Here is a 21,885-nt window from a genome sequence, read left to right as displayed (position 1 = left end):
TAAACATTAGTCCCTTCCTTCAACTCTTCCATATTTCTTATATTTTCTATTATTTTCATCTTATTTCTCCTTTAATTCGGAATACAGGAGTGGACGAACTTTTTACATGCTGTTGGTAATCTGCTCGAAACCTTTCTGCAATGCCACCAAGTTATGATACAATCGGGGTACCCCGACCAGTGATCATGGATTCTTCTAATAATATCTAGACTATGCGAATCAAGAAATTCAGTTTTTCCGATGCCGCTGTCGCCGTGAAGCACCGTAATCCAGGGAACACTGACTCCTGCGGCGTCGTTCAAAGCCCCGAATGATCTTCTTCGAGATAGAAGTCTCCACAAACTATGGAGCCTTGAAGCAGATGTGTTCTTTTTCTTCCGTGTGGTTCATCTCGTCTTTGATTTTCAAGAGCACTTCCTCATAAGAGTCGGCATATTTCTCTTCTAAAACGTTGTCCAACGTCGAACCCGAGATTCCACCGCTTGTGCTAATGAATTTTGACTTCCCCAGCTTTCTTCTAGGTAACGGTGCGCTGCATCGATTCTGTTTTTTATGCTTGTTTATAAGGCACCCTACCCCCATGAACACATGAGTACCCCGTATGCCTATGCTCGTCGTGAGCAGTGCACGGGGTACTCATTTTTTAATAGTCTAGGATATCAATAATTTCTTCGTTTTTTTGTATTTCCAAAACTTCATGTTTACTGTGATATTTTTAGTGGAATAATCAATATTTTTTACTGAAATTTATTATAGAATTTATTTCTTTATTTTATCAATAATTAAAATTTTAATTAGAAATTTTCACACATACTCTAATATTTTTATTGTTGCAGCTAGCAGGATCCCCTTTTAGTAAAAAATTGATATATTTCAAATTTTAGTTTATAATACGTAATATTTAACATTATTAAGGTTACATAATATATGTTTAATAAAATATTGCTCTTTTTGACACTGATAAGTATCAATTCATGCGGTGTTAAATTGGGTAGAAATGATAGAGAAAAAAGGAATTTGCCATCAGTTATCATGCAAGATTTTGTGTATGCATTTACGGAAGACTCCGGCTATCGCGAATGGGAAGTAAAATCAGCACAAGCAAAAATTTTTGAAGATAATAATACAGTTTATTTATACAATCTGACAATGACATTTTTTTCAGAAAGTAATCAAATACAATCTGTATTGATTGCAAACAAAGGAATCGTTAATCAAAATTCCCGCAATCTGCAGGCAGAAGGAGAAGTATATATATTGTCGTCCAACCAAAGCCAACTCATAACAGAAAAAGTGTATTGGGATCAAGGACGTAAATTATTTTTCTCTGAAACAAATAAATTAGTAACTTTTATACGGCCGACACAAAAAATTCTTGGCTATAATATGGTAACTGATTCAGAATTAAATAATATTGAATTAGATAATTCTATAGGGCAGGTTGAAGTAGGTGATCGTAATGAAAATAATACTTTATCCAATAATATCGAAATGGAAATGGAATTTTTTGAACAGGGATTTACAGATTAATGGTTTTTACTAACTGAAATATTAAAGAATAATGCAAAAATTATATAAGTTTTTTATTTACTTTTCTTACGTTGCGGTTTCTATATCTTTATTTGGCAATTCTAGTAGTGAAAAAATAACACTACCTGTTGCTATCTCTGCAGGTAAGAGCAATTTTAAAGCAAAATTAAATCAGTTATTTCTTGAGACTGCTTATGGAAAGCGTCCTACCCTAAGTCGAGGCCCTACTATATTTGTTTCTGATATAATGATTTATGATGAAAATAAAGGTATTGGTTATGCTTACGGTAATTTAAGATTTGCAGATATCAATGATAGAATTTTCATGTCAGCTCAAGAAGGTACTTATTATGCAAAAGAAGAAAAAATTATTTTAAGAAAAGTCCCCGAAATTTTAGTGGAGCAAAGTGAATTTATTTCTACCCGCATTAATGGAAAAATTATTACAGTATATCCTAACGAATATTATATTCACGTGCAAGGCAACATTGAAATTGACGATGGAGAAACATTGATTTCTGGCAAGCAAGCTCAAATTTGGACAAAAAAAGACCGAATGATCGTATCGGGAGATGTACAGGCAGAAACTTCTGAACAAATTTTGACTACAGATCGATTAAATGTCCAATTTAAAAACGGAAGTTTAGATTATTACACAGCTATTGGTAACGTAAAAGCTATAAGCAAAGTGGATCGGTTTACTTTATTAAGCCAGTTCCTTACTTATAGACATACAAACGGATTTTTTCGAGCTACGGATGAACCTTCAATATATTTTCATGAACAAGAAACAATTGCACATGCAAATGTGATTGAGTATTATCGAGAAACTCAAGAAGGTAGTCTCTTAGGTGATGTTATCACTTTGCAAGGAGATAAAAGCCAAAAAGCTTTTTCTCGATGGGCTTTGTATAGCGGTAAGGAAAATAAAATACGTATGTTGGGTAACCCGAGACTGGAACAAAATTCTTCTCAGTTATTTGGTACCGAAATTATTGTTAATATCGATTCAAACAATATGGAAATTTTAGGCGGTGGCCGCGGATTTCTTGATAGATTAACCCAATAAAGGATGAAAAATGGTAAATCAAGATCCTAATTTTTTTGTTAATCGTTTTGAAGAACTAGGCTTAAGTAGAAATGAAGCATTAGTTTATGTTGCTTTATTAAAAAATCATCCAGTAACAGGCTATAAACTCGCAAAAGATAGTGGAATATTGCGACCAGTAGTCTATGAAATGTTAGCAAGACTTGCAGAGAAAGGAGGCGTACGTATTGTGAAATCCAACCCGGAACAATATAGCCCTATATCTCCGGATAGTTTTTTGTCTAGCTTGGAAAGACGTTTTACTGATGCCAAATATTCCTTAATCGAGGATTTAAAACAATATCAAAATGAAGATGAAGAAGTAGAAAATGATGATTTTTGGAATATTATAGGTCGAGATACTATTTTATCAAATATTCAAGAAATGATTGAAAAGGCAAAAAAAAATATTTTTTTTTATGTTAATAATTGCCTATATACAAAGCCTTTGATAGATGTTTTATCAAAAAAAGTTGCGTCAGGGATTAAAGTCATAGGGTTTTCTTACCGTTCTATTATTGTTCCTGGAGCAGAAATATATTCTTTTATGATCAAAGATTCGATAGTTTATAATTTCATACCTGACGATAGAATATTATTTAGTATAGATCAAAAATATTCTATTATTGCAGATATGGATGAAGGAAAAGCATCACAAAGCATGCGTCCCGTACAAGTAGAAACAACTACTGATTTCATAAAAATGAAAATATCATTATATCGACTTATGCAGGTTATGGATTCAACAAAATTATCACTTTATCTTTTTGAGGAAGATAAAAAAATTTTAGATATTCTTAAGGCTCAAGATTAAAGCTAGTACCACAATGAAATCCTCCATCAACAAAAATAATCATTCCTGTTACCATAGTACTTAAATCAGAAGCTAAAAATACAGCAGTTCCTGCAACATCTTCAGGAGAAATATTTCTTTTAATCAGCTGGCTATCTAGTGCCCCTTTATACATATCCTTAAATCCTGTAATTCCTCTTGCTGCAAGCGTATTAATAGGACCGGGAGAAATAGAATTGACTCTGATATTTTTATGCCCTAATTCTAGGGCTAAATAACGTACAATAGCCTCAAGAGATGCTTTTGCAACACCCATTGCATTATAGTTTGGCATAGCACGTGTCGAACCAATGTAAGTAAGTGCAGAAATAGAACCTCCACCTCTTTTTTCCATTAAAGGGGCTCCATAACGTGCTAATGAAATTAAAGTATAAGCCGATATCTGCTGAGCTAATAAAAACCCTTCTTCCGACGATTCAGAGATTCCACCTTGAAGCTCTTCCTTTCGAGCAAATGCAATAGAATGAATAATTATATCAAGTCCATTATATTTTTTATTAATTTCTTCAAACATATTTTTTACTTGTGTTTGATCAGTAGCATCAACTTCAAAAATATGCTCAATTCCTAAATCTTGGGCAATAGATTGAACCCTTTCTTTAAGTTTTTCACCTTGATAGCTTAAAATGACAATAGCACCCTGCTCTCTATACTGTTTTGCAATAGCATAAGCAATAGATCTATCATTAGCAACCCCTGTTACTAAAGCAATTTTTCCTTTCAACAGCATAGGTACTCCTTATAAATTTTTGTCAATAAATGCCTTTATTTGGGCTAAAGGTAATGCACCAACATTAGTTTGTACGTTTTGACCTTGTTTGAATAAGCATAATGTGGGAATACTGGTCACACTGTATTGTGAAGGGGTTTTTGGGTTTTCATCAATATTGCATTTAACGACTTTCAATTTTCCTTCATATTCTTTAGCCACTTGATCGATAAAAGGAGCAACCATACGGCATGGTGCACACCAAGGAGCCCAAAAATCTACAAGTACGGGCAATTCTGATTCGATTACTTCTGCTTGAAATATGTTATCGTTAACATCTAATACTAAATTTGACATAATACTTCTCCTATTTTGTATGATTAAATAATAATATATTTTAACTCTAAAAATCAAATTTTTTACATAGTAAAATCACTACCTAAGTATGTACGGCGTGCTTCTTCATTTTCTATTAGATCTTGTGTTGATCCACTGACTAGGATCTTACCATCATAACAAATATAAGCTCGATCTACTATTTTTAAAGTTTCACGAACATTATGATCAGTAATGAGAATCCCTAATCCCCATTTACTTCTCAATTCAAGTACCAATCGCTGTATTTCAGCAATAGCAATAGGATCAATGCCAGTAAAAGGCTCGTCCATTAATAAAAATCTTGGTTTAATTGCTAAAATTCTTGCTACCTCACATCTCCTTTTTTCTCCTCCTGATAAGGTATATCCTAATTGCTTTCTCACACGATGTAATCCTAATTCTGTTAAAAGATTCTCTACTGTATCATTAATTTCTTTTTTTTCAAGTCCTCGAATTTCAAGAACAGCTCGAATATTATCTTCTACAGTCAGACGTCTAAAGATTGACAATTCTTGAGGAAGATACCCAATACCCTTGCGTGCACGTTGAAACATTCGAAAACGTGTAATATTTTCACCATCCAAAAGAACTTCCCCTTCATTGGGACGTAATAATCCGACTAACATACTAAATGTAGTAGTTTTACCAGCTCCGTTTGGGCCTAAAAGGCCAACAATTTCACCAGGCTGAACAAATAAAGAAATACCCTGAACAACTAATTTTTTTCCGTAAGATTTTCGAAGATTATTTGCTGTCAACCCGGATAAGTTATAAGAAGGAGCATTTTCTATCTGGATACTCATAAAATCAATTCGTAAACGTAATAAGTTGATCAATTATTTGTTTTAGGTCTATACGATCTACCACAATATCGACAAATCCATGTTCTTGCAGAAATTCAGCTCTTTGAAAGCCTTCAGGAAGTTTTTGTTTGATTGTTTGCGAAATGACACGTGGTCCAGCAAACCCTATTAATGCTTTTGACTCCGCTAAAATAAAATCACCAAGCATTGCAAAAGAAGCAGTTACCCCTCCTGTAGTTGGATTTGTGAGCACAGGAATGTATAAACCACCAGCTTCAGAAAATCTCCCTAATGCTGCTGCTGTTTTAGCCATTTGCATAAGCGAAAGAATACCTTCCTGCATACGAGCTCCCCCTGATGCACATACAATAATTAAAGGAGTTTGGTCTTTAGTGGCATCTTCAATTGTTCGTGTAATTTTTTCACCGACTACTGATCCCATACTACCACCCATAAAGCCAAAATCCATCACAGCTATATGGACAGGAAGATTATTTATCTTACCCCTCCCTGTAATAATTGCATCTTTAAGTTCATTTTTCTGTCGGGATTCTTTTAGTTTATTTGTATAATATGTTGTACCATCAAAAAAATTCAACATATCAACAGATAATAAATCTGCATTTGTTTCAACAAAACTGTTTGCATCCAGAAGTAGTTGAATACGTTCGTATGCGGTGATTCGTTGATGATAATGGCATTTTTCACATACATAAGCATTTTGTTCAAAATCCTCTATAGATACAACATGATTACATTCAGTACATTTATACCATAAGTTGTCATTTTTATTTTTTTTCCCTATTTTATTTAACCAATTCATTTACTTGTCCTTTTCTACAATCGTCTCGAAATATTGAACATTTGTTTTATATTGCGAAAAATCCTTTGTTACTGCTTGGATTGCTTTTTGTAATTGATTATCAGATATCAAATCATATACATCAGTAGAGTTAATTCTTTGGTGCTGGCGAATCAAAGAATTCATTGAATTAAATTTAATAATAAATCCTTCATTTGTTAAAAGATAATAGAAATTAGTGAGATCGACCGGATTAGGTGTATTATTAGTTTTCAAGAATTCTGGTATTAAATTGGTTAATTGAAGCTGTATAATAGCTGTTTTTTCTCTCTCATCTAATGTATCAAACCACATATCCACTTCAATATCTGGTTCCAATCCAATACCTTCAATTGTTTTCCCAGCTGGTGTATAATATTTTGCTACAGTATATTTCAATATAGAATGGTCTGGTAATTCACGAGTTTTTTGTACAGAGCCTTTGCCGAAACTTTTTTTTCCAATAATAATTCCTCGCTTAGTATCTTGCAGGGCTCCTGCTAAAATTTCTGATGCTGATGCACTGCCTTGATTAATCAAAATACCAATAGGAAGATCTTCTTTTAAAAGAGTATTCTTTGGAGTGGCCCGATATTCGAAATTTTCATTTTGGGTACGTCCTTTCGTATATACTATAAGTCCTCTTTGAAGTACTAGATCTGTAATATAAGCAACACTAGTTAGAAGTCCTCCGGGATTATTCCTTACATCAAGAATTAAGGCTGTAGGGTTTTGTTTTATCAGATCTTTTAAGGCTTTTTCGAATTCCTTAGCTGTAGGTTCACTGAATTCTATGAGTTTTATATAACCAATTTTATCTACACCATTGGTAATAACCGTATATTCAACAGTATTAATTTCAATTTTAGCACGCTTTAATGTAACAGTAAAACTTTGAAGAACTCCAGGCCTTAAAAGTGTAAGCGAAACAGGAGTTCCCAACTTCCCACGAATAAGATTTACTGCTTCTAATGAAGTCATATCTTTTGTACTGGTACCATCTATCTCAATAATTTGGTCTCCAGGTTGTATACTGGCTTCTGCAGCAGGTGTACCTGCGATTGGAGCGACTACAGTTAATCCATTACGACTATCTAACCGAATCCCTACTCCATAAAAGGATGCTTGGATATTAACAGTGAACTCTTTTGCTATTTCAGGTGAAAGAAAATCTGTATAAGGATCACCTGTAGATTGCAGCATACCTTTGATAGCACCGCTTAATAATGTTTGTGCATCAGTTTTTTGAGGATCAACAAATTCATTCTGTAAGATTTTGTATGTTTCGCGAAACATATTGTAATAACGAAAATATCCTTCATCACGTGTCGATTCATTACCGAATAAACTACCATTAGCAGTATCTTTGTTAAAATTTCCTAAAATAATCCCGAAACAAAATGCTATAACAAGCGAACAGACAAATATAATTTTATATTTAAATGAAAAGTATTTATTCATGATCGATCTCCGTATAAGATATATTTTAAACCACTTTTTTATGAATGTCAATGATAAAGTTTCATTATTTTTACATCAAAAAATTTATTAAGCCAATCTTTAAAAACTTTATAATATAAATATTAAAAAAGAAATTATTGTTCAAAAAGTTTTTGTATTTTTTTGTATTTGTGCTATACTTTTTGTGTATTAATCAGTAGGAGGAAATGGTGTTTAAAGAGTTTCAGAAAATTGGAAAATCATTTATGTTACCTATAGCAGTCCTGCCAGCTGCAGGGTTATTATTAGGAATTGGCGGAGCATTGTCCAATACAAATATTATTGGACAATGCTCGTTTTCAAACCAGTTTTGGCTACAAGGCATTTTCAAAGTAATGGCTGCATCCAGGGAAACTATTTTTGCTAATTTAGCTATTCTATTATGCATAGGAATCGTCATTGGCCTTGCCCAAAAAGACAAAGGGACAGTTGCTTTATCTGCTGCTGCAGCCTTTTTGGTAATGAACACTTCTATTAAAGGAATGATTGCTGCCTTTAACCCTGACGGCAACCCTATCGATACCGGAGTGACCGGAGCTATTGTTATGGGGTTATTGGTTTCACACCTTCACAATAGATTTCATCAGATCCAACTTCCTAGCATTTTAGGATTTTTTAGTAGATTGCGTTTTGTGCTTATTGTTTCTTCTTTTGCAGCAATGGTCGTAGGATTTTTGTTTTTTTTGATCTGGCCTATTTTCCAAAGTGGGTTGATCAATACAGGTCGGTATATTGCTAAGCTTGGACCTTTTGGACCATTTTTATATGGTTTTTTATTAAGATTAACGGGAGCTGTTGGACTTCATCATATGATTTATCCTTTGTTTTGGCTGACAGAATTAGGTGGAGTAGAACAAGTTGCAGGAACAACTGTCATCGGGGCACAAAATATCTTTTTTTCTCAATTAGCAGACCCTAATCACTCCGGAATTTTTACTGAAGGTAAACGATTTTTTGTAGGACGTTTTGGCACTATGATATTTGGGTTGCCAACAGTAGCAGACAATAAAAAAGCTCAAACTGCAGGATTATTTTTGAGTGCAGCTGCAACTTCATTTATTACCGGCATCATAGAACCAATAGAATTTATGTTTTTATTTGTTACTCCCTTGCTATATATTTTGCATGCTTTTTTTGATGGGTTTTCTTTCTTTGTTGCGGATATTCTTAATATTTCTATTGGAAATACATTTTCGGGTGGTCTTATAGATTTTCTGCTTCCCGGTGTTCTTCAAGGTAATACAACAACTAATTGGATACTGGTTCCGATTGTTGGTGTTTTTTGGTTTATGCTTTATTTCTTTAGTTTTAAATATCTGATTAAAGTTTTTAATATTATGACTCCTGGACGCGAGCTTGATTCGGAAGAAATAAGAGTCATCACTAAAGATTCACTTCAGCAAACTGCAACTGATGTACTTGCTGCGCTTGGAGGAAAAGAAAATATCGATGATGTAGATGCTTGTATTACACGCTTGAGAGTAAATGTTAAGAATATATCAAAAGTAAACCAAGAAAAAAAATCACTTGGAGCTACCGCGGTTTTAGAAGTCCATAACAGTATACAAGCTATTTTTGGAGCTATGGCTGATCCTCTAAAACAAAGAATCAATAATATACTCGAAAATTCAGGGGAAGCTTTATGAATGTTTTAGATTCCCTAAAAGGAGGATTAGTGGTTTCTTGTCAAGCATTACCACATGAGCCATTGCATAGTTCTTTTATTATGTCAAAAATGGCGTTGGCTGCGGTTTTGGGAGGAGCAAAAGGTATCCGAGCTAATACAGTAGAAGATATTGAAGCGATACGCAAAGAAGTAAATGTACCGATTATTGGAATTATTAAACAAGAATATGATAACAATCCTATTTTTATTACTCCAACACTTAAAGAAGTAACTGCATTAGTTAATATTAATGTAGATATTCTTGCTGTTGATACAACCCGCCGTATCCGTCCCGACGGATTAACTACTCAAGAATTTTTACAAGTTATAAAGGAAACATTTCCGAATGTTCTAATTATGGGAGATTGTGCTGATGAAGAAGATGTACTTTTAGCAATGGAATATTGTGATTGTATTGGTACAACGCTTTATGGTTATACCGATTACACAAAAAACTGTAATATTGCTGATAATGATTTTGATTATTTTAAACAGGTGGTAAAGTTAAGTTCCAAACCAGTGATTGCTGAAGGCAATATTGATACTCCAGAAAAAGCACGGAAATGCTTAGAATTTGGAGCTTGGTGTGTCGTTGTGGGAGGAGCTATTACTAGGCCTCTAGAAATAACAGAAAAATTTATTGCTGCAATATCTTCCTGATTTGCAAAATTAAGAATATTTAATTTTATAATTAAAGAAATTTCTCTAATAATTTAGAGCAGTTTCTTTCATTTGTAATTAGTTTGATTGGGTCTTCGGATAGAAAGCACCATGCTATTCTCCAGTTGTAGGAGAAATATTTAACGATGCAGGACTATTTACTTGTGAAATTATATTTCTCCTTACCACTTGTAGTGGTATCTTTATAATGTAGCACAACCTTTGATCTCATATACTGCTTTAGTCGCATTTAGAGTATTATGAAATGCCAGATTTCCACCATAGGTTGCACTATTAGGTTCTTTGAAAGTAACGTTACCAATATTTTGGTCAATAGTTACTTTAAAATTCTCACCAAGCGAAGCAGAACTATACAAATCATGCTTAGAAAGATGTGAAATAAAAGTTTTAGCTTCTTCGCTCAAGAATGTATAAACATTTTTTTACTGTTGATATTGTATCTGAGGAGCTTTTAAGACCTGGTTTGAGCATCATAAGGATATAAGATCACCAAATTATCTTTTTTTTCATGATTAATGAAAATTGAGTAGGTCCGTTAAATTCAATTAAATTTTTTGATTCATCATATGTGCTATTAATGGAGTTAAAGAATCAATTCTAGATACTTCAAATAATTCTTTCCGGAGAAGAAATTATTTGTATATCAATATATTTTTTATGAGCTTCCCAACCAACCGAATTTTTTGTTTGATATTTTTGAATAATATAAAAAAATCCTCACAAATATTGTATTTACCAACAGGAAGTATTTAATTGTTGTATTCCTATTTATTGAAATTTTGAAACAGTATATTCTATTTTTTCACTTAACTTCTGAATTTTATCAAGATCCGAAATATTAACAGACATTAAAGGAGCTCGTACTGTTCCTATATTTATTCCTTTCAATTTAAGAATTGCTTTAATAACCGAATACATATGCCCTGAAAATCCACATAATTCAAAAATAATTTCATTAATAGCCATTTGAAGTTTTTGGGCTTCTACCAAGTTGCCAGAAATAAATAATTCTTCTAATTTAAGGTATAATTCCGGCATAACTCCATATGTCCCGCCTATTCCACCATCAGCACCCATGATGCGGCCTCCCAGATACTGTTCATCTGGGCCATTAAATACAATAACTTCTTTTGTAGCATACATTTTTTGAGTTATGATATCTAAAACATCTATAGAAGAATTTTTTACTCCTACTATTTGAGGATAATTTAACAAGTTCTGATATACCTGTTTTGAAAGACTATAATTAGTGAATTGTGGGATATTATAAATAAAAAAATCAAGGTCAGTGGCTGCAGCAATAGAGCCCCAATATTCCTCTACTGATTGATCAGACAGTGGAAAATATATAGGAGGAATCGATGACAAAGCATCTACCCCACATTCTTTAGCATACTCTGCTAATATAATACTATCTCTTGTACTAGGCATCCCTACATGAGCAATTATGATAAGTCTATTTTTAGCTACTTTCATTACTTCTTTAAGGACAATTTTTCTTTCATCGAATGTTTGATAAATACATTCTCCCGAGCTACCTCCTACATAGAGTCCTTTAATTCCTTTAGAAATATAAAATTCTACTAAGTTATGGATTCTTTCTGGTGAAATATTACCTTGATCATCATAACACGCATAAAATGCTGGAAATATTCCTTTATATTTATTTAACATGTAATTTTCTCCTATTAGTTAATATCTGAAATATCTTTTAAGCCTTCAATGGTCAGAGGTATAATTTGTTCTTCACTAATTTTTGAGGGAATAAAGCTTGCTATAAAACCTGCTAATAAACCCCCTCCTATAATAATAATATGCAAAGAAAATTCATAGAGTTTGGGAGCTACATAAGAAGCATTAAATGTATTAATTATATTTAATGGATTTGTCAATATCAAAGATAGCATTACGGATGTAAAAAAACCAATCCAAGCTGCAGGTGATCCAGCTCGTTTAAAAAATATTCCTATTAAAAACACTGTTGCTATTGGTCCTCCTAACATAGCGGTAATTGTTTGTATATAAAGAAACATATTATTCTGTCTAGCATTAAGAAATACTAGCGCAAAATATGTACCAATAATTCCAATGATCCAACTGGAATATTTTCCTAATTTTAATTTTTGATAGTCACTAAGTTTTTTATTAGGTACAATTAAATCAGATACAATGCAAGTAGCTACAGAATTTAATGATGAAGAAATTGTTGATTGTGCAGCAGCTAAGATAGCTGCAATGACAAGTCCTGAAAAAACACGGGGCATTGCAGTGATGACCATAAATGGTAAAATCGCATCAGGACGGCTTAATTCAGGCACCGGTCCATTAAATTTGTAATAAAGATAAATTGATGATCCCATACCGATAAAAATAATAACACTCATTAAAAGAAGAGGTATATTCATTAAAAGAGATTTTTGAGCTTCTTTAAGATTTTTTACAGTAGTATAACGCTGCACAATATCTTGACTTCCTATATAATTATAAATAGCACTAAAATAGGAACCAATCAAAACAACCCAAATTGTCGAAGTAGATAAATTCCATTGCATTGTTTCAGGAGGAAACATCTTCTTATCTTCATTTAAGATATAAAATGCATCCCATATATTTCCTGGAACAGCACTAAATCCAAACCAAATCACAGCAACCGCTCCACATAATAATACTATTGTTTGAATAAAATCACTCCAAACTACTCCTTCAATACCTCCTACAGATGTGTAAGCAACACAAAAAAGTCCCGCTATAAGAGCTAGCCATGTAGGATTAATATTAGGTAAGGCAGTCATTAATGCAAGTGTAGGCAAATAGATAACAACAGCAATACGGATAATATGAAAAAGAATAAAAGTCACAGCGCTAATGGTCCTTAATCCTCTATCAAAACGAATTTCAAGATACTCATAAGTAGTAGTAATATTTAGACGTCTAATAAAAGGTACAAAAATATAAGCTACTGTAACTACAAGCACTGTAATACCTAAAGGAGCGATTCCATTTGTCCAATTAGTGCGGTACACAACAGCTGGAATAGCAATATAAGATAATGAAGAAAGCATTGTTGCATATATACTGCAAGCTGCTACAAAGGTGGGCACACGTCCTCCTGCAGTAAAATAATCACGAGAGCTTTTTTGACGTTTTGAAAAAAAAGCACCTATCGTTATTATGCCAATAAAATATAAAGCAATAACGATCCAATTGACAACATGCCATTGCATAATATACCTCCTATCAGAGAATTTTTCTAACAGATCTTTTTGAAGTCTTCACGATAATAAGATCCTGTACTTTGTTTTTGTTTAATCATATCTTCAATGATTAACTTGAATGGATCAAGTGCTGCTAATATACCATAACCTACTGGATTTTCATATTCTTGATATGATGTGCTGGTTACTTGAATACCTAAAGTACTCTTTAAGAGGGAAACAACTTGTACCACTTCCTATGTGTGATACAGTAATTTACAATAACAGAATAATTTTTTGAGTAAATAATTGAGCTGCTAGAAGACCTGCAATTCCTGCCCCTATTACTAAAATATTATCATTCATGCGTTTCATAATTACCTTAAATTCATTGTTTAACAGTATCATTATATACTTAATTTCTAAATTTTACAATAGATAAAGAGAAAATAATTTATTTTTTATTAAGAATTGACAGTACTCCTCTATTAGATTACAATTTAATAGAGGAGTACTGTATGTATATTAGATTTTGGGAAAAATTTCCTAATTTAATTGTTGGAACTACCACTAAAAATTCTGGGAACTTTGCTTTAAATAATTCTCAAATTCAACATGAAAATATTTATCTTAAACGTAACCAATTTTCATTAGAACTGGGTTTTGATCATTTGTTGCTTCTTTCACAGACTCATTCAGATATAGTAATTAATGCAGACATATCTAAACTCCCTCGAGAAGGTGATGCTTTTTTTACATCATGTTCTCAAAAATTACTAGGAATACTTACTGCAGATTGTATGCCTATTTTTATTTATCATCCTAAAGCAAAAATAATAGGTCTCGTACATAGTGGACGTCAGGGGTTACATAACAAAATTACTAATAAAACTTTATTATGCATAAAAAATCAGTATGATATTCAGCTTAAAGATATTTATATTCTGATAGGTCCTCACATTTGTCCAGCATGCTATTCATTGGATTCAGATATTTTATCTTCATTTGGTTTATCTCAACATGAAAAAACACTGGATATGCCATCCATTTTGATCAAAAATTTAATTCAATTAGGGATACCTTGTGATCAAATAGAATTAAGTAATTATTGCACTTATTGCTCTGTTGTGAACAATGAACCTTTATTTTACTCACATCGTAATGGTCATTCTGAAAGAATTTTATCATTTATCGGTATGATTTAACAAATTAAGAAATAATGAAATACCTCCATAGCAAAACTTCATGCCAGCTTTTTGTACTATTTTTTGACTCAAATAATCATGCGATGGTATCCATATTTCTGCCATTAATAAATTAGGAAGCTCTAAAAAAGTATCTTTTAGAAACTCTGATAAAAATTCTCCTCGTGATGGCGATTCAAGTAGATCTGTAATATGATAAATATATCCTTTCAATTGATAACCTTGTTCCAAAAAAATATCTCTTTGTAGAATAATGCCCAATGATTTATTGTTTATCTGCTTTTGAACTGTAATTAATTTCTTCGTACTTAATTGTTCTTCAAAACGTTCTAAAATATAGTAATAGATTTGTTGTTTACTTGATTGAGGGTCATAATACCATGGAATTGGTCTACGACGTAAAAATATTTCTGGATTTTCAGACCAATCATCACAATTTTTCCAATCTTTAAAAATATTGGAAGATTGATATTTCAATTCTTTCTTATAAATTCTATATATATGCCATAACATACTCAGTTTAAAGCCTACTTTTTGATACAAAGATAATGCTTGGAAGTTACCATAATCTGTTCCTATTCTAATATAATAAATTCCTTGATCTTTTAGATATTTAAGACAAGATTTTAGTAATAATTTCCCTATTCCTTGACAACGATATTTCTGATTAACAGATAGAAACAAAATGGATGCAAATAGATCTTTATTTTGAAAATTTGATTCTAAAAATTGAACCATATTTTTTTCAAAAACAAAAGAAATAAATCCTATTACTTGTTTATCATCATTTTCTGCTATTAGAGTAATAATATCAGGATTTGAAAGGTTATGTGTGATAAGAAATGGAACTTTAACAGTAGATAACTGTCTAAATTCTGGATCAACTTGGTAAGGAGACAATTCAAAATAAGTAGCTAATTCACATACAGCTAATAAATCATCTGGGGTGAAAAAACGAATCGTAACCATTATGATAATCGATTAATAAAACTATCAATGATTTTTTTACCTTCAATAGTAGTGTATGCGTATTCCAGTATAGCATTCAAATAAGAATCCTGGTTACCTGTATCTAGAACCTGTCCTAGTAGTTTTTTTACTACTAATTTTTCTGCTTTCGCCATTTGCATCATGGCTCCCATAGGATAAAATTCTCCTTGCTTGTGAGACATATATTCAGTTTTCAAAGCATCCATAAATTCAGGAGTATATACAAAGCGACCTACTGAAACTAAATTAGATTTAGCTTCATCTGCTTTTGGCTTTTCCACAATTTTTGTTACATAACAAACGTTATTTTTTTCTATACTTTCAATAACTCCATAGGCAGAAATATTATGATATTCTTCACGTGCACCCAATACAGAACATCGAGTTTCTTTATAAAGATTAAGGACTTGCAAAGCACCTCCTGGTGTATGAAGCACTATATCATCAGGAAAAAATGCAACAAAAGGCTCTTTATCTAGTAAAAATCCAGCACTAATAAGAGCATGACCTGTACCTTTCATTTCTTGCTGGTGGATAAAAGATACTTTAAACTGATCGGTGTAATGTAAAAGATTTAACTCTTTAATTTTATTGGATTCTGTAAGAGATATTTCTAATTCTACATCACGATCAAAATAATTTTCTAATAAGACTTTTCGACTACTTGTTAAAATAACTAATTCATAAATTCCAGCTTCTGCACATTCTTCCAAAATAAAATCTAATGCTGTTTTGTTGTAGAGAGGAAATAATTCTTTTGGCACAGATTTAGTGATCGGAAGATTTCTTGTACCATATCCTGCGGCAAAAATAAATGCTTTCATAATGAATTCCTATATATTTTTAATTTTATGCTGTTTTAGCCATACTATAATAAAATCATCAAGATCCCCATCCATAACTGCTTGGATATTAGTTTTTTCGATTTGTGTACGATGATCTTTGACCATTGTATATGGTTGAAATACATAACTTCTAATTTGATTACCCCACTCTACAGATTTTCTGTCTAAAGATTTTTCCGCAGATTCTTGTGCCCTTTTTTTACGTTCCAATGCATAAAGCTTTGAGCGGAGCATACGCATTGCATTATCCTTGTTTTGGAATTGAGAACGTTCTGCTTGGCAGGAAACTACTGTATTTGTGGGAATATGTGTAATACGGACAGCTGATGATACTTTGTTTACATGTTGACCACCTGCTCCACTGGCACGAAAAGTATCAATTCTCAGATCTTTTTCATCAATAGCAATTTCTATTTTATCATCTACTTCGGGAGAAATACTTACAGCACAAAAAGATGTTTGTCTCTTATTTTGAGCATTAAAAGGAGATAGTCTTACAAGTCTATGAATTCCATTTTCAGCAGTAAGATAGCCAAATGCAAATCTGCCTTTTATTAAAAGTGTAGCATCTTTAATTCCTGCATCATCTCCCATTTCAAGAGAAATAATCTCTACTTCAAACCCTTTTTTTGATGCCCAGCGTTGATACATACGTAATAACATCTCACCCCAATCTTGAGACTCAGTTCCACCTGCCCCAGGATGAATATTAAGAAAAGCATTTGAAATATCCATTTCACCTCGTAGTAAAATTTCTACTTCTAAATGATTGAGATGTTTTTGTAAAGTATTAGTTTCTTGTTCCAAAGAAATAAGTATATTATCATCATTTTCTTCTTCAGCTAAAATAATAAATTCTTTTAAATCCTGAATCTGATTTTTTAAATTTATCCACTCTTTAACAGATTTTTCTAAATCAGCAATTTTAATAGCAATGTTACGTGCTTTTTCTGGCTCATTCCAAACTTCAGGAGAATAGTTTTGTTCTTTTAAGGTTTCTAGAGATAATAATGTTTTATCAATCTCAAAGATACCTCCAATCTTCTTGAAATTGTACTTCGAGTAAACAAATTTTTTCTAATAATGCTCCCATGTAGCCTCTAAGTTTGTAAAATTATATGATCTTCTTTAAGAATACTTTCAATTTCTAATTTTAAACGAAACAACTTCTTAATATTTGTCCCTATATTGTTTAGCAATTCTTTGATATATGATAATATCTTTTGGAACCATTCGTATAAAAAGACTAAAACTGCTTTGAGTTGTCCACTGATGCAAAAGATCGTTCTTTGTACACAAATACGAAAAAAGAATAAAAATTGTAAAAATTTATAAACAATCCAACCGATACCCAAAAATGCTATTAATAATGCAATATCTATTAAAAATCTTATCATGGTAACTCCTTAATATATTTAGTTAATCTTATTAGAGTCTCTTTTTTATCTAAAATCTGAATTATTAAAAAAATTTCAGGACCATGGATTTTTCCGGTTAATGCAGCACGAATCGGTAAAAATAATTTTTTACCATTTATGTTAGTTATTGCTTTTATATGATTAATCAGTTCTGAATATACTTGCTGATCAATATTACGAGATTCTACTTCTAATAATTTCCTAAATGATTTCAGTACAATTTGAGCTTCGGTAGAAGATAGAATATTTTGAGCTTCAGCTTCTATAAAATAATCATCAGAAAAAAAATAATCTGTAAAATCCGGAATTTGCGATAAGTGCGTACAACTACCACGAACAATATTAATTACTGATTTTATATATGATCGATCATGTAAATTATTAAATCTTTTTTGAAGGTAAGGCAAAGATAAATCTACTATTCTATCTAGATCAGCACTTAAAATATTTTGTTTAGAAATCCAATCTAATCTTTTAAAATCAAAAACACTGGGAGATGGAGCTATTCTATTGACATCAAACAATTCTATTATCTGTTCGATAGACATAATTTCTTCACCTGTCGGACTAGACCATCCTAATAAGGCTAAAGCATTGCATAATGATTCTGGAAGATAACCTAAATTCCTGAATTCTTCAATACTGGTAGCCCCATGCCTTTTGGATAATTTTTTTCGATCCTCTCCTAAAACCAAAGCCATATGACCAAATTGAGGAGGTTTGTAATTCAAGGCCTTGTATATCATTAATTGACGAACAGTATTTGACAAATGTTCATCACCTCGTAATATATGTGTAATTTTCATTGTAATATCATCAACCACTACAGCATAATTGTATACAGGTATCCCATTAGCACGCATAATAACAAAATCTCCAACCATACCCCGTGGAAAAATAACCTCACCTTTGACGATATCGTTCAGAATAAAATCCTCATCAAAAACTTTAAAACGAATAGTAAAAGTACGTCCTTGCGTTTCAAATTTTTGTTGTTGTTTTACAGTAAGATTGCGACATTTCCCTTGATAATGAGGAGGACGAGATTCTTTCTCAGCTTGCTCTTTTTCAGTGGCTAACTCTTGTTCTGTACAATAACATTTATAAGCATATCCAGAATTCAACAATTTTTGAGTATATTCCTGATAAATAGGAAGACGCTCGCTTTGAAAATAAGGACCATATTCGCCACCAACACATGGGCCTTCATCCCATGTAAGTCCTAACCACTCCATGTCATTTAATAAACGCTCAGTATATTCTATACTGGAACGTTCAATATCAGTATCTTCAATACGTAAAATAAATTTACCGTTTTTGCTGCGTGCCAAAAGCCATGCAAAAAAAGCACTACGAACATTCCCTACATGGATATAACCCGTAGGAGATGGGGCAAAACGTGTGCGAATCATAAACACTTCCTTAAAACAATAATAATATTGTTATTATGAAATCATAGCATAATCAGCCTAAAATATCAATACTACGTCCATTATCGTCATCAAGTATTGCTTTTTCAGGAATACTTTCGTTGGATTGTGGATGAAAATGTTGTTGAAATTGTTGAGAAGAAAATTGTGAGTTATTTTGCATACCATTTTTTAATGGCTCCATTGATTCTGCATTGTGATTATTTTCAGGAATTTTAGTAACAGATTCTTTATTTTTTTGATTCTGTTCATTGAGTACATATTGTTGTTGGAGCTTGGTGATAGAAGTAGGATCATGTTTCTGCAGATTTTGAGATTGGCTAATTGTCATTACCCAATCTAAGGGGCGCACACTCACAGTTGCCTCCATAATAAAAAAAACAGTAGCATTGATCATAAGCCGAATTCTGTGATCTATCGATCTGAAAACATCTATCTTGATTTATCGTTACCGATAAATTCTTTGCGGTCTACCCGTACTTAATTACAAAACCAGTAATATCAATACCTACTTGACCTTGCCTTAAGAAGGGTTTGTCATGCCTTTCTCCTTATGAAGAAAGCGGTGGGCTCTTACTCCACCTTTTCACCATTGCTTTAACAGCTGTTTATTTTCTGTGACACTTTCCCTCATACATAATGTATGGGCGGCTCTTAACCGCTTCTTGGTTTTTTAAGGTTCGGACTTTCCTCTCTTTTTGAGCGTTTTCTCACAATACTACTGTTATTTACTATATTTTTTTAATTCTTTATATGCATACAAGGCATTAACTATTTTATTTTTATCTCTCATTTCTATATAAATTTTGGGAACTCCTTCTAAAGTATTAATACCTGCAATCCCTAATGATTGTCCTTTCTCAACTTTTTGTCCTGCCGTGACATTAAGCGAACCCAGTCCAGCATAAACAATTGTTCTATCTTCAGGCAATTTAAGAATTACAACATTCTGCAAAGCATTGATATACCCAGCATATTCTACAAAAGCATCTGTAGGTGATATTAGTGTGGACTGTGATTTTAAAATAATATCAACACCGCGTCCCGAAGGAGTTGTACTCTTCAAATCAACATAGGATATAGGAAGAGGTATATTTTGAAAACGCAAACTATCAATACCACGAATAACTTCCTTTTTTGGAACAAATGATGTAGTCTTTTTACTTTGACTTGATGAAGGAATATATATCTTTAAACGTTCTCCTATATTAATACGTGTATTATTTTTACTATTCCAAGATAACAATTGATCGCGGCTTACTTTATATGATATAGCAATATTATCTAGTGTATCTCCACGTTTAACAATATGAATAACTAAACGGTTAGAGTTAGAATTGTTTTTAGTAGTAGTTTTTATTTGAATTTTCAAACGTTCTCCAACAAAAATCATATCTCCAGATTTTTTATTCCATACTTTAACTTGAGATGGAGAAACAGCAAATTTATTAGCAATACTTGATAAATTATCTCCACGCTTAACAGTATAAATAATAGTAGTAGTAGATTCTTTTTTACTATTTGATGTTTCTTTGATAGGTTTGGGTTGTGTTTCTATTTTGAGTATTTTTAAATTTTCACCACGATATACGGTATCATTTTTTTTAATGTTCCATGTCTTAATATTTTGTACTGAAACACCATATCGTAATGCAATTCCACCTAAAGTTTGACCTTTTTCTACTTCGTGAATGATAACATTAGTTTTAACAGGTAATTCAATGATAGGTTTAGGAGCTATATCTTTATACCCTATAATTAATTTTTCACCTATATAAACAGTATTATTTTGTTTTTTGTTCATTTCTTTTAACTTTGATACACCTAATTTATGCTTGATTGCTATTCCACTCAATGTATCACCCCGAGATACAGTATAAATGATTTTCCGCATTTGTTTTGAGGTAGACTGGTTTGTATTCTTTTTAGTTTCTGTAATTGTAATATTAGAAGCAATTAAAGGAATTTTCAAAAGTTGACCTTCTATTGCTTGATTTTCAGCAATGTTATTTAAAGTAATAATATATGAAAGTGGAATTCTATATTTTTTTGCGATTCCATCTAATGTATCATTTTGCTGGACAGTATAATTTGTAATACGTGAAGGCAAAAAAATAGTCTGACCTACTGTAACTTTATCATCATATAAATCATTAACTTGCCGAATTAATGAAAGAGGTACTTTATTTTGAGTTGCGATATTCCATAAAGAATCACCTTTTTTTATGGTGTATATATTAGCATGTATTTGAGTAATAGGCAAAATCACAAATAATGTCTTGAATAAAATACGCATATTTTCCTCATAGATTGATAATATTTCTTTTCGGATTCATCACTCTAAAACAAAAGTATTATGTATAATATTATACTATTATTTTTTGTAAAAAACAAATATTTCGTCATAATTAGATAAAATACAAATTTTGTAACTGTCATGAGAAGTTTGATTTGAGACTTTAAAGAAAATTCCTTTTCCTAAGCGGCAGGCTTACGCACCTGCTCTAGGAAAGAAAGTCCCTCCCCTGAGCATTGGTTAGGGATTGTTTATAAAGAGATATTTCTTTACTCCCTGTTTTTGTATTTTTCATATAACATACTTGAGGACAGCCCAGATGGCGGCTTTATCCTTGTGCTCGGGATTGTCGGCTAAAAATTTATCTATTCCCTCTTCGATATTTTTGTCTTCATAAGAAATATATTTCGAAAGGAGATGCTTCTACATCGAAATAAAAACTGAGGCATTGGCATGACA

Annotated in this window: 23 protein-coding genes and 1 other RNA gene; 6 read left to right on the top strand and 18 right to left on the bottom strand. The window is 32.1% G+C overall.

All coding sequences use genetic code 11. The features are described 5' to 3' along the window. The first annotated feature begins 927 nt into the window (after nt 1-927). From lptC to BM018_RS05825, 3 genes are read left to right on the top strand one after another with little or no spacing between them, the layout of a single operon-like run. A complete protein-coding gene (gene lptC, locus BM018_RS05835; protein ID WP_092319566.1) occupies nt 928-1,530 on the top strand; it encodes an LPS export ABC transporter periplasmic protein LptC in 603 nt (200 codons plus the stop codon). 31 nt (nt 1,531-1,561) lie between these two features. Beyond that, a complete protein-coding gene (locus tag BM018_RS05830; protein WP_092319564.1) occupies nt 1,562-2,599 on the top strand; it encodes an LptA/OstA family protein in 1,038 nt (345 codons plus the stop codon). Nucleotides 2,600-2,609: 10 nt separating this feature from the next. After that, a complete protein-coding gene (locus BM018_RS05825) occupies nt 2,610-3,431 on the top strand; it encodes a TrmB family transcriptional regulator (protein WP_092319562.1) in 822 nt (273 codons plus the stop codon). On the opposite strand, the gene BM018_RS05820 is transcribed toward BM018_RS05825, so the two are convergent. The 5 genes from BM018_RS05820 to BM018_RS05800 all read right to left on the bottom strand — a co-directional run bounded on the left by BM018_RS05820 (nt 3,415) and on the right by BM018_RS05800 (nt 7,662). Next, nucleotides 3,415-4,200 (bottom strand): enoyl-ACP reductase FabI, encoded by a 786-nt coding sequence (locus BM018_RS05820; RefSeq protein WP_092319560.1) that lies wholly within the window; start codon nt 4,198-4,200, stop codon nt 3,415-3,417. The genes BM018_RS05825 and BM018_RS05820 overlap by 17 nt on opposite strands. Nucleotides 4,201-4,209: 9 nt before the next feature. After that, nucleotides 4,210-4,536: a thioredoxin gene (trxA, locus tag BM018_RS05815; protein ID WP_092319558.1), complete on the bottom strand. Its 327-nt coding sequence runs from the start codon at nt 4,534-4,536 to the stop codon at nt 4,210-4,212. 62 nt (nt 4,537-4,598) lie between these two features. Further along, nucleotides 4,599-5,360, bottom strand: coding sequence for an LPS export ABC transporter ATP-binding protein (lptB, locus tag BM018_RS05810; RefSeq protein ID WP_092319557.1), 762 nt, complete (start codon nt 5,358-5,360; stop codon nt 4,599-4,601). Nucleotides 5,361-5,364: 4 nt separating this feature from the next. Beyond that, on the bottom strand, nt 5,365-6,183 hold the full coding sequence (gene accD / locus BM018_RS05805) for an acetyl-CoA carboxylase, carboxyltransferase subunit beta (RefSeq protein WP_092319555.1): 819 nt from the start codon (nt 6,181-6,183) through the stop codon (nt 5,365-5,367). Beyond that, a complete protein-coding gene (locus BM018_RS05800; protein ID WP_092319553.1) occupies nt 6,184-7,662 on the bottom strand; it encodes a S41 family peptidase in 1,479 nt (492 codons plus the stop codon). Nucleotides 7,663-7,871: 209 nt separating this feature from the next. Here BM018_RS05800 and BM018_RS05795 point away from each other — a divergent pair, with 209 nt between their 5' ends. Together BM018_RS05795 and BM018_RS05790 are read left to right on the top strand one after the other, a co-directional pair. Then, nucleotides 7,872-9,347 carry a PTS transporter subunit EIIC gene (locus tag BM018_RS05795; RefSeq protein ID WP_092319551.1) on the top strand — a complete coding sequence of 492 codons (1,476 nt, stop codon included), beginning with the start codon at nt 7,872-7,874 and terminating at the stop codon, nt 9,345-9,347. Next, nucleotides 9,344-10,027 carry an N-acetylmannosamine-6-phosphate 2-epimerase gene (locus BM018_RS05790; RefSeq protein ID WP_092319549.1) on the top strand — a complete coding sequence of 228 codons (684 nt, stop codon included), beginning with the start codon at nt 9,344-9,346 and terminating at the stop codon, nt 10,025-10,027. Before BM018_RS05795 ends, BM018_RS05790 begins: the two co-directional genes overlap by 4 nt. A gap of 203 nt (nt 10,028-10,230) precedes the next feature. Here BM018_RS05790 and BM018_RS08075 read toward each other — a convergent pair whose 3' ends face one another. The 5 genes from BM018_RS08075 to BM018_RS08165 form a co-directional block, all read right to left on the bottom strand. After that, the gene (locus BM018_RS08075) at nt 10,231-10,452 is read right to left on the bottom strand and encodes a hypothetical protein (protein ID WP_092319547.1); all 222 of its coding nucleotides are present in this window, start codon (nt 10,450-10,452) and stop codon (nt 10,231-10,233) included. Between the two features lie 202 nt (nt 10,453-10,654). Beyond that, nucleotides 10,655-10,750 carry a hypothetical protein gene (locus BM018_RS08320; protein ID WP_407640968.1) on the bottom strand — a complete coding sequence of 32 codons (96 nt, stop codon included), beginning with the start codon at nt 10,748-10,750 and terminating at the stop codon, nt 10,655-10,657. Nucleotides 10,751-10,816: 66 nt separating this feature from the next. Further along, nucleotides 10,817-11,722, bottom strand: a complete 906-nt coding sequence (locus BM018_RS05780) for a dihydrodipicolinate synthase family protein (protein WP_092319545.1) — start codon at nt 11,720-11,722, stop codon at nt 10,817-10,819. Nucleotides 11,723-11,736: 14 nt separating this feature from the next. Then, complete coding sequence (locus BM018_RS05775) at nt 11,737-13,272, bottom strand: sodium:solute symporter family protein (protein ID WP_092319543.1); 1,536 nt, start codon at nt 13,270-13,272, stop codon at nt 11,737-11,739. 246 nt (nt 13,273-13,518) lie between these two features. After that, complete coding sequence (locus tag BM018_RS08165; RefSeq protein ID WP_268751014.1) at nt 13,519-13,650, bottom strand: hypothetical protein; 132 nt, start codon at nt 13,648-13,650, stop codon at nt 13,519-13,521. A 110-nt stretch (nt 13,651-13,760) separates the two neighbouring features. Between BM018_RS08165 and BM018_RS05770 the strand changes: the two genes are divergently transcribed. Continuing rightward, a complete protein-coding gene (locus tag BM018_RS05770) occupies nt 13,761-14,447 on the top strand; it encodes a purine nucleoside phosphorylase YfiH/LACC1 family protein (protein WP_092319541.1) in 687 nt (228 codons plus the stop codon). Here BM018_RS05770 and BM018_RS05765 read toward each other — a convergent pair. The 8 genes from BM018_RS05765 to BM018_RS05735 all read right to left on the bottom strand — a co-directional run bounded on the left by BM018_RS05765 (nt 14,427) and on the right by BM018_RS05735 (nt 21,426). Then, nucleotides 14,427-15,416: a GNAT family N-acetyltransferase gene (locus BM018_RS05765; RefSeq protein ID WP_092319539.1), complete on the bottom strand. Its 990-nt coding sequence runs from the start codon at nt 15,414-15,416 to the stop codon at nt 14,427-14,429. The genes BM018_RS05770 and BM018_RS05765 overlap by 21 nt on opposite strands. After that, a complete protein-coding gene (locus tag BM018_RS05760; protein WP_092319537.1) occupies nt 15,416-16,261 on the bottom strand; it encodes a sugar phosphate nucleotidyltransferase in 846 nt (281 codons plus the stop codon). Before BM018_RS05760 ends, BM018_RS05765 begins: the two co-directional genes overlap by 1 nt. Before the next feature lie 9 nt (nt 16,262-16,270). After that, nucleotides 16,271-17,323, bottom strand: coding sequence for a peptide chain release factor 2 (prfB, locus tag BM018_RS05755; protein WP_092319535.1), 1,053 nt, complete (start codon nt 17,321-17,323; stop codon nt 16,271-16,273). 59 nt (nt 17,324-17,382) lie between these two features. Then, a complete protein-coding gene (locus tag BM018_RS05750; RefSeq protein ID WP_092319533.1) occupies nt 17,383-17,679 on the bottom strand; it encodes a hypothetical protein in 297 nt (98 codons plus the stop codon). Next, nucleotides 17,676-19,112 (bottom strand): glutamate--tRNA ligase, encoded by a 1,437-nt coding sequence (gene gltX / locus BM018_RS05745; protein WP_092319531.1) that lies wholly within the window; start codon nt 19,110-19,112, stop codon nt 17,676-17,678. The genes BM018_RS05750 and gltX overlap by 4 nt, the downstream gene beginning before the upstream one ends. 52 nt (nt 19,113-19,164) lie before the next feature. Next, nucleotides 19,165-19,488, bottom strand: coding sequence for a hypothetical protein (locus BM018_RS07640; protein ID WP_143280434.1), 324 nt, complete (start codon nt 19,486-19,488; stop codon nt 19,165-19,167). Between the two features lie 21 nt (nt 19,489-19,509). Then, nucleotides 19,510-19,852, bottom strand: an RNA gene (rnpB, locus tag BM018_RS05740) — RNase P RNA component class A. Nucleotides 19,853-19,854: 2 nt separating this feature from the next. Next, nucleotides 19,855-21,426, bottom strand: a complete 1,572-nt coding sequence (locus BM018_RS05735) for a LysM peptidoglycan-binding domain-containing protein (protein WP_092319529.1) — start codon at nt 21,424-21,426, stop codon at nt 19,855-19,857. Nucleotides 21,427-21,885 lie beyond the last annotated feature (459 nt).

Origin of the sequence: Brevinema andersonii, from assembly GCF_900112165.1 — a bacterium.
Lineage (GTDB): Bacteria > Spirochaetota > Brevinematia > Brevinematales > Brevinemataceae > Brevinema > Brevinema andersonii.
Note: the sequence above shows the minus strand (reverse complement) of the source record. Positions and strands in the feature narration are given on the sequence as shown.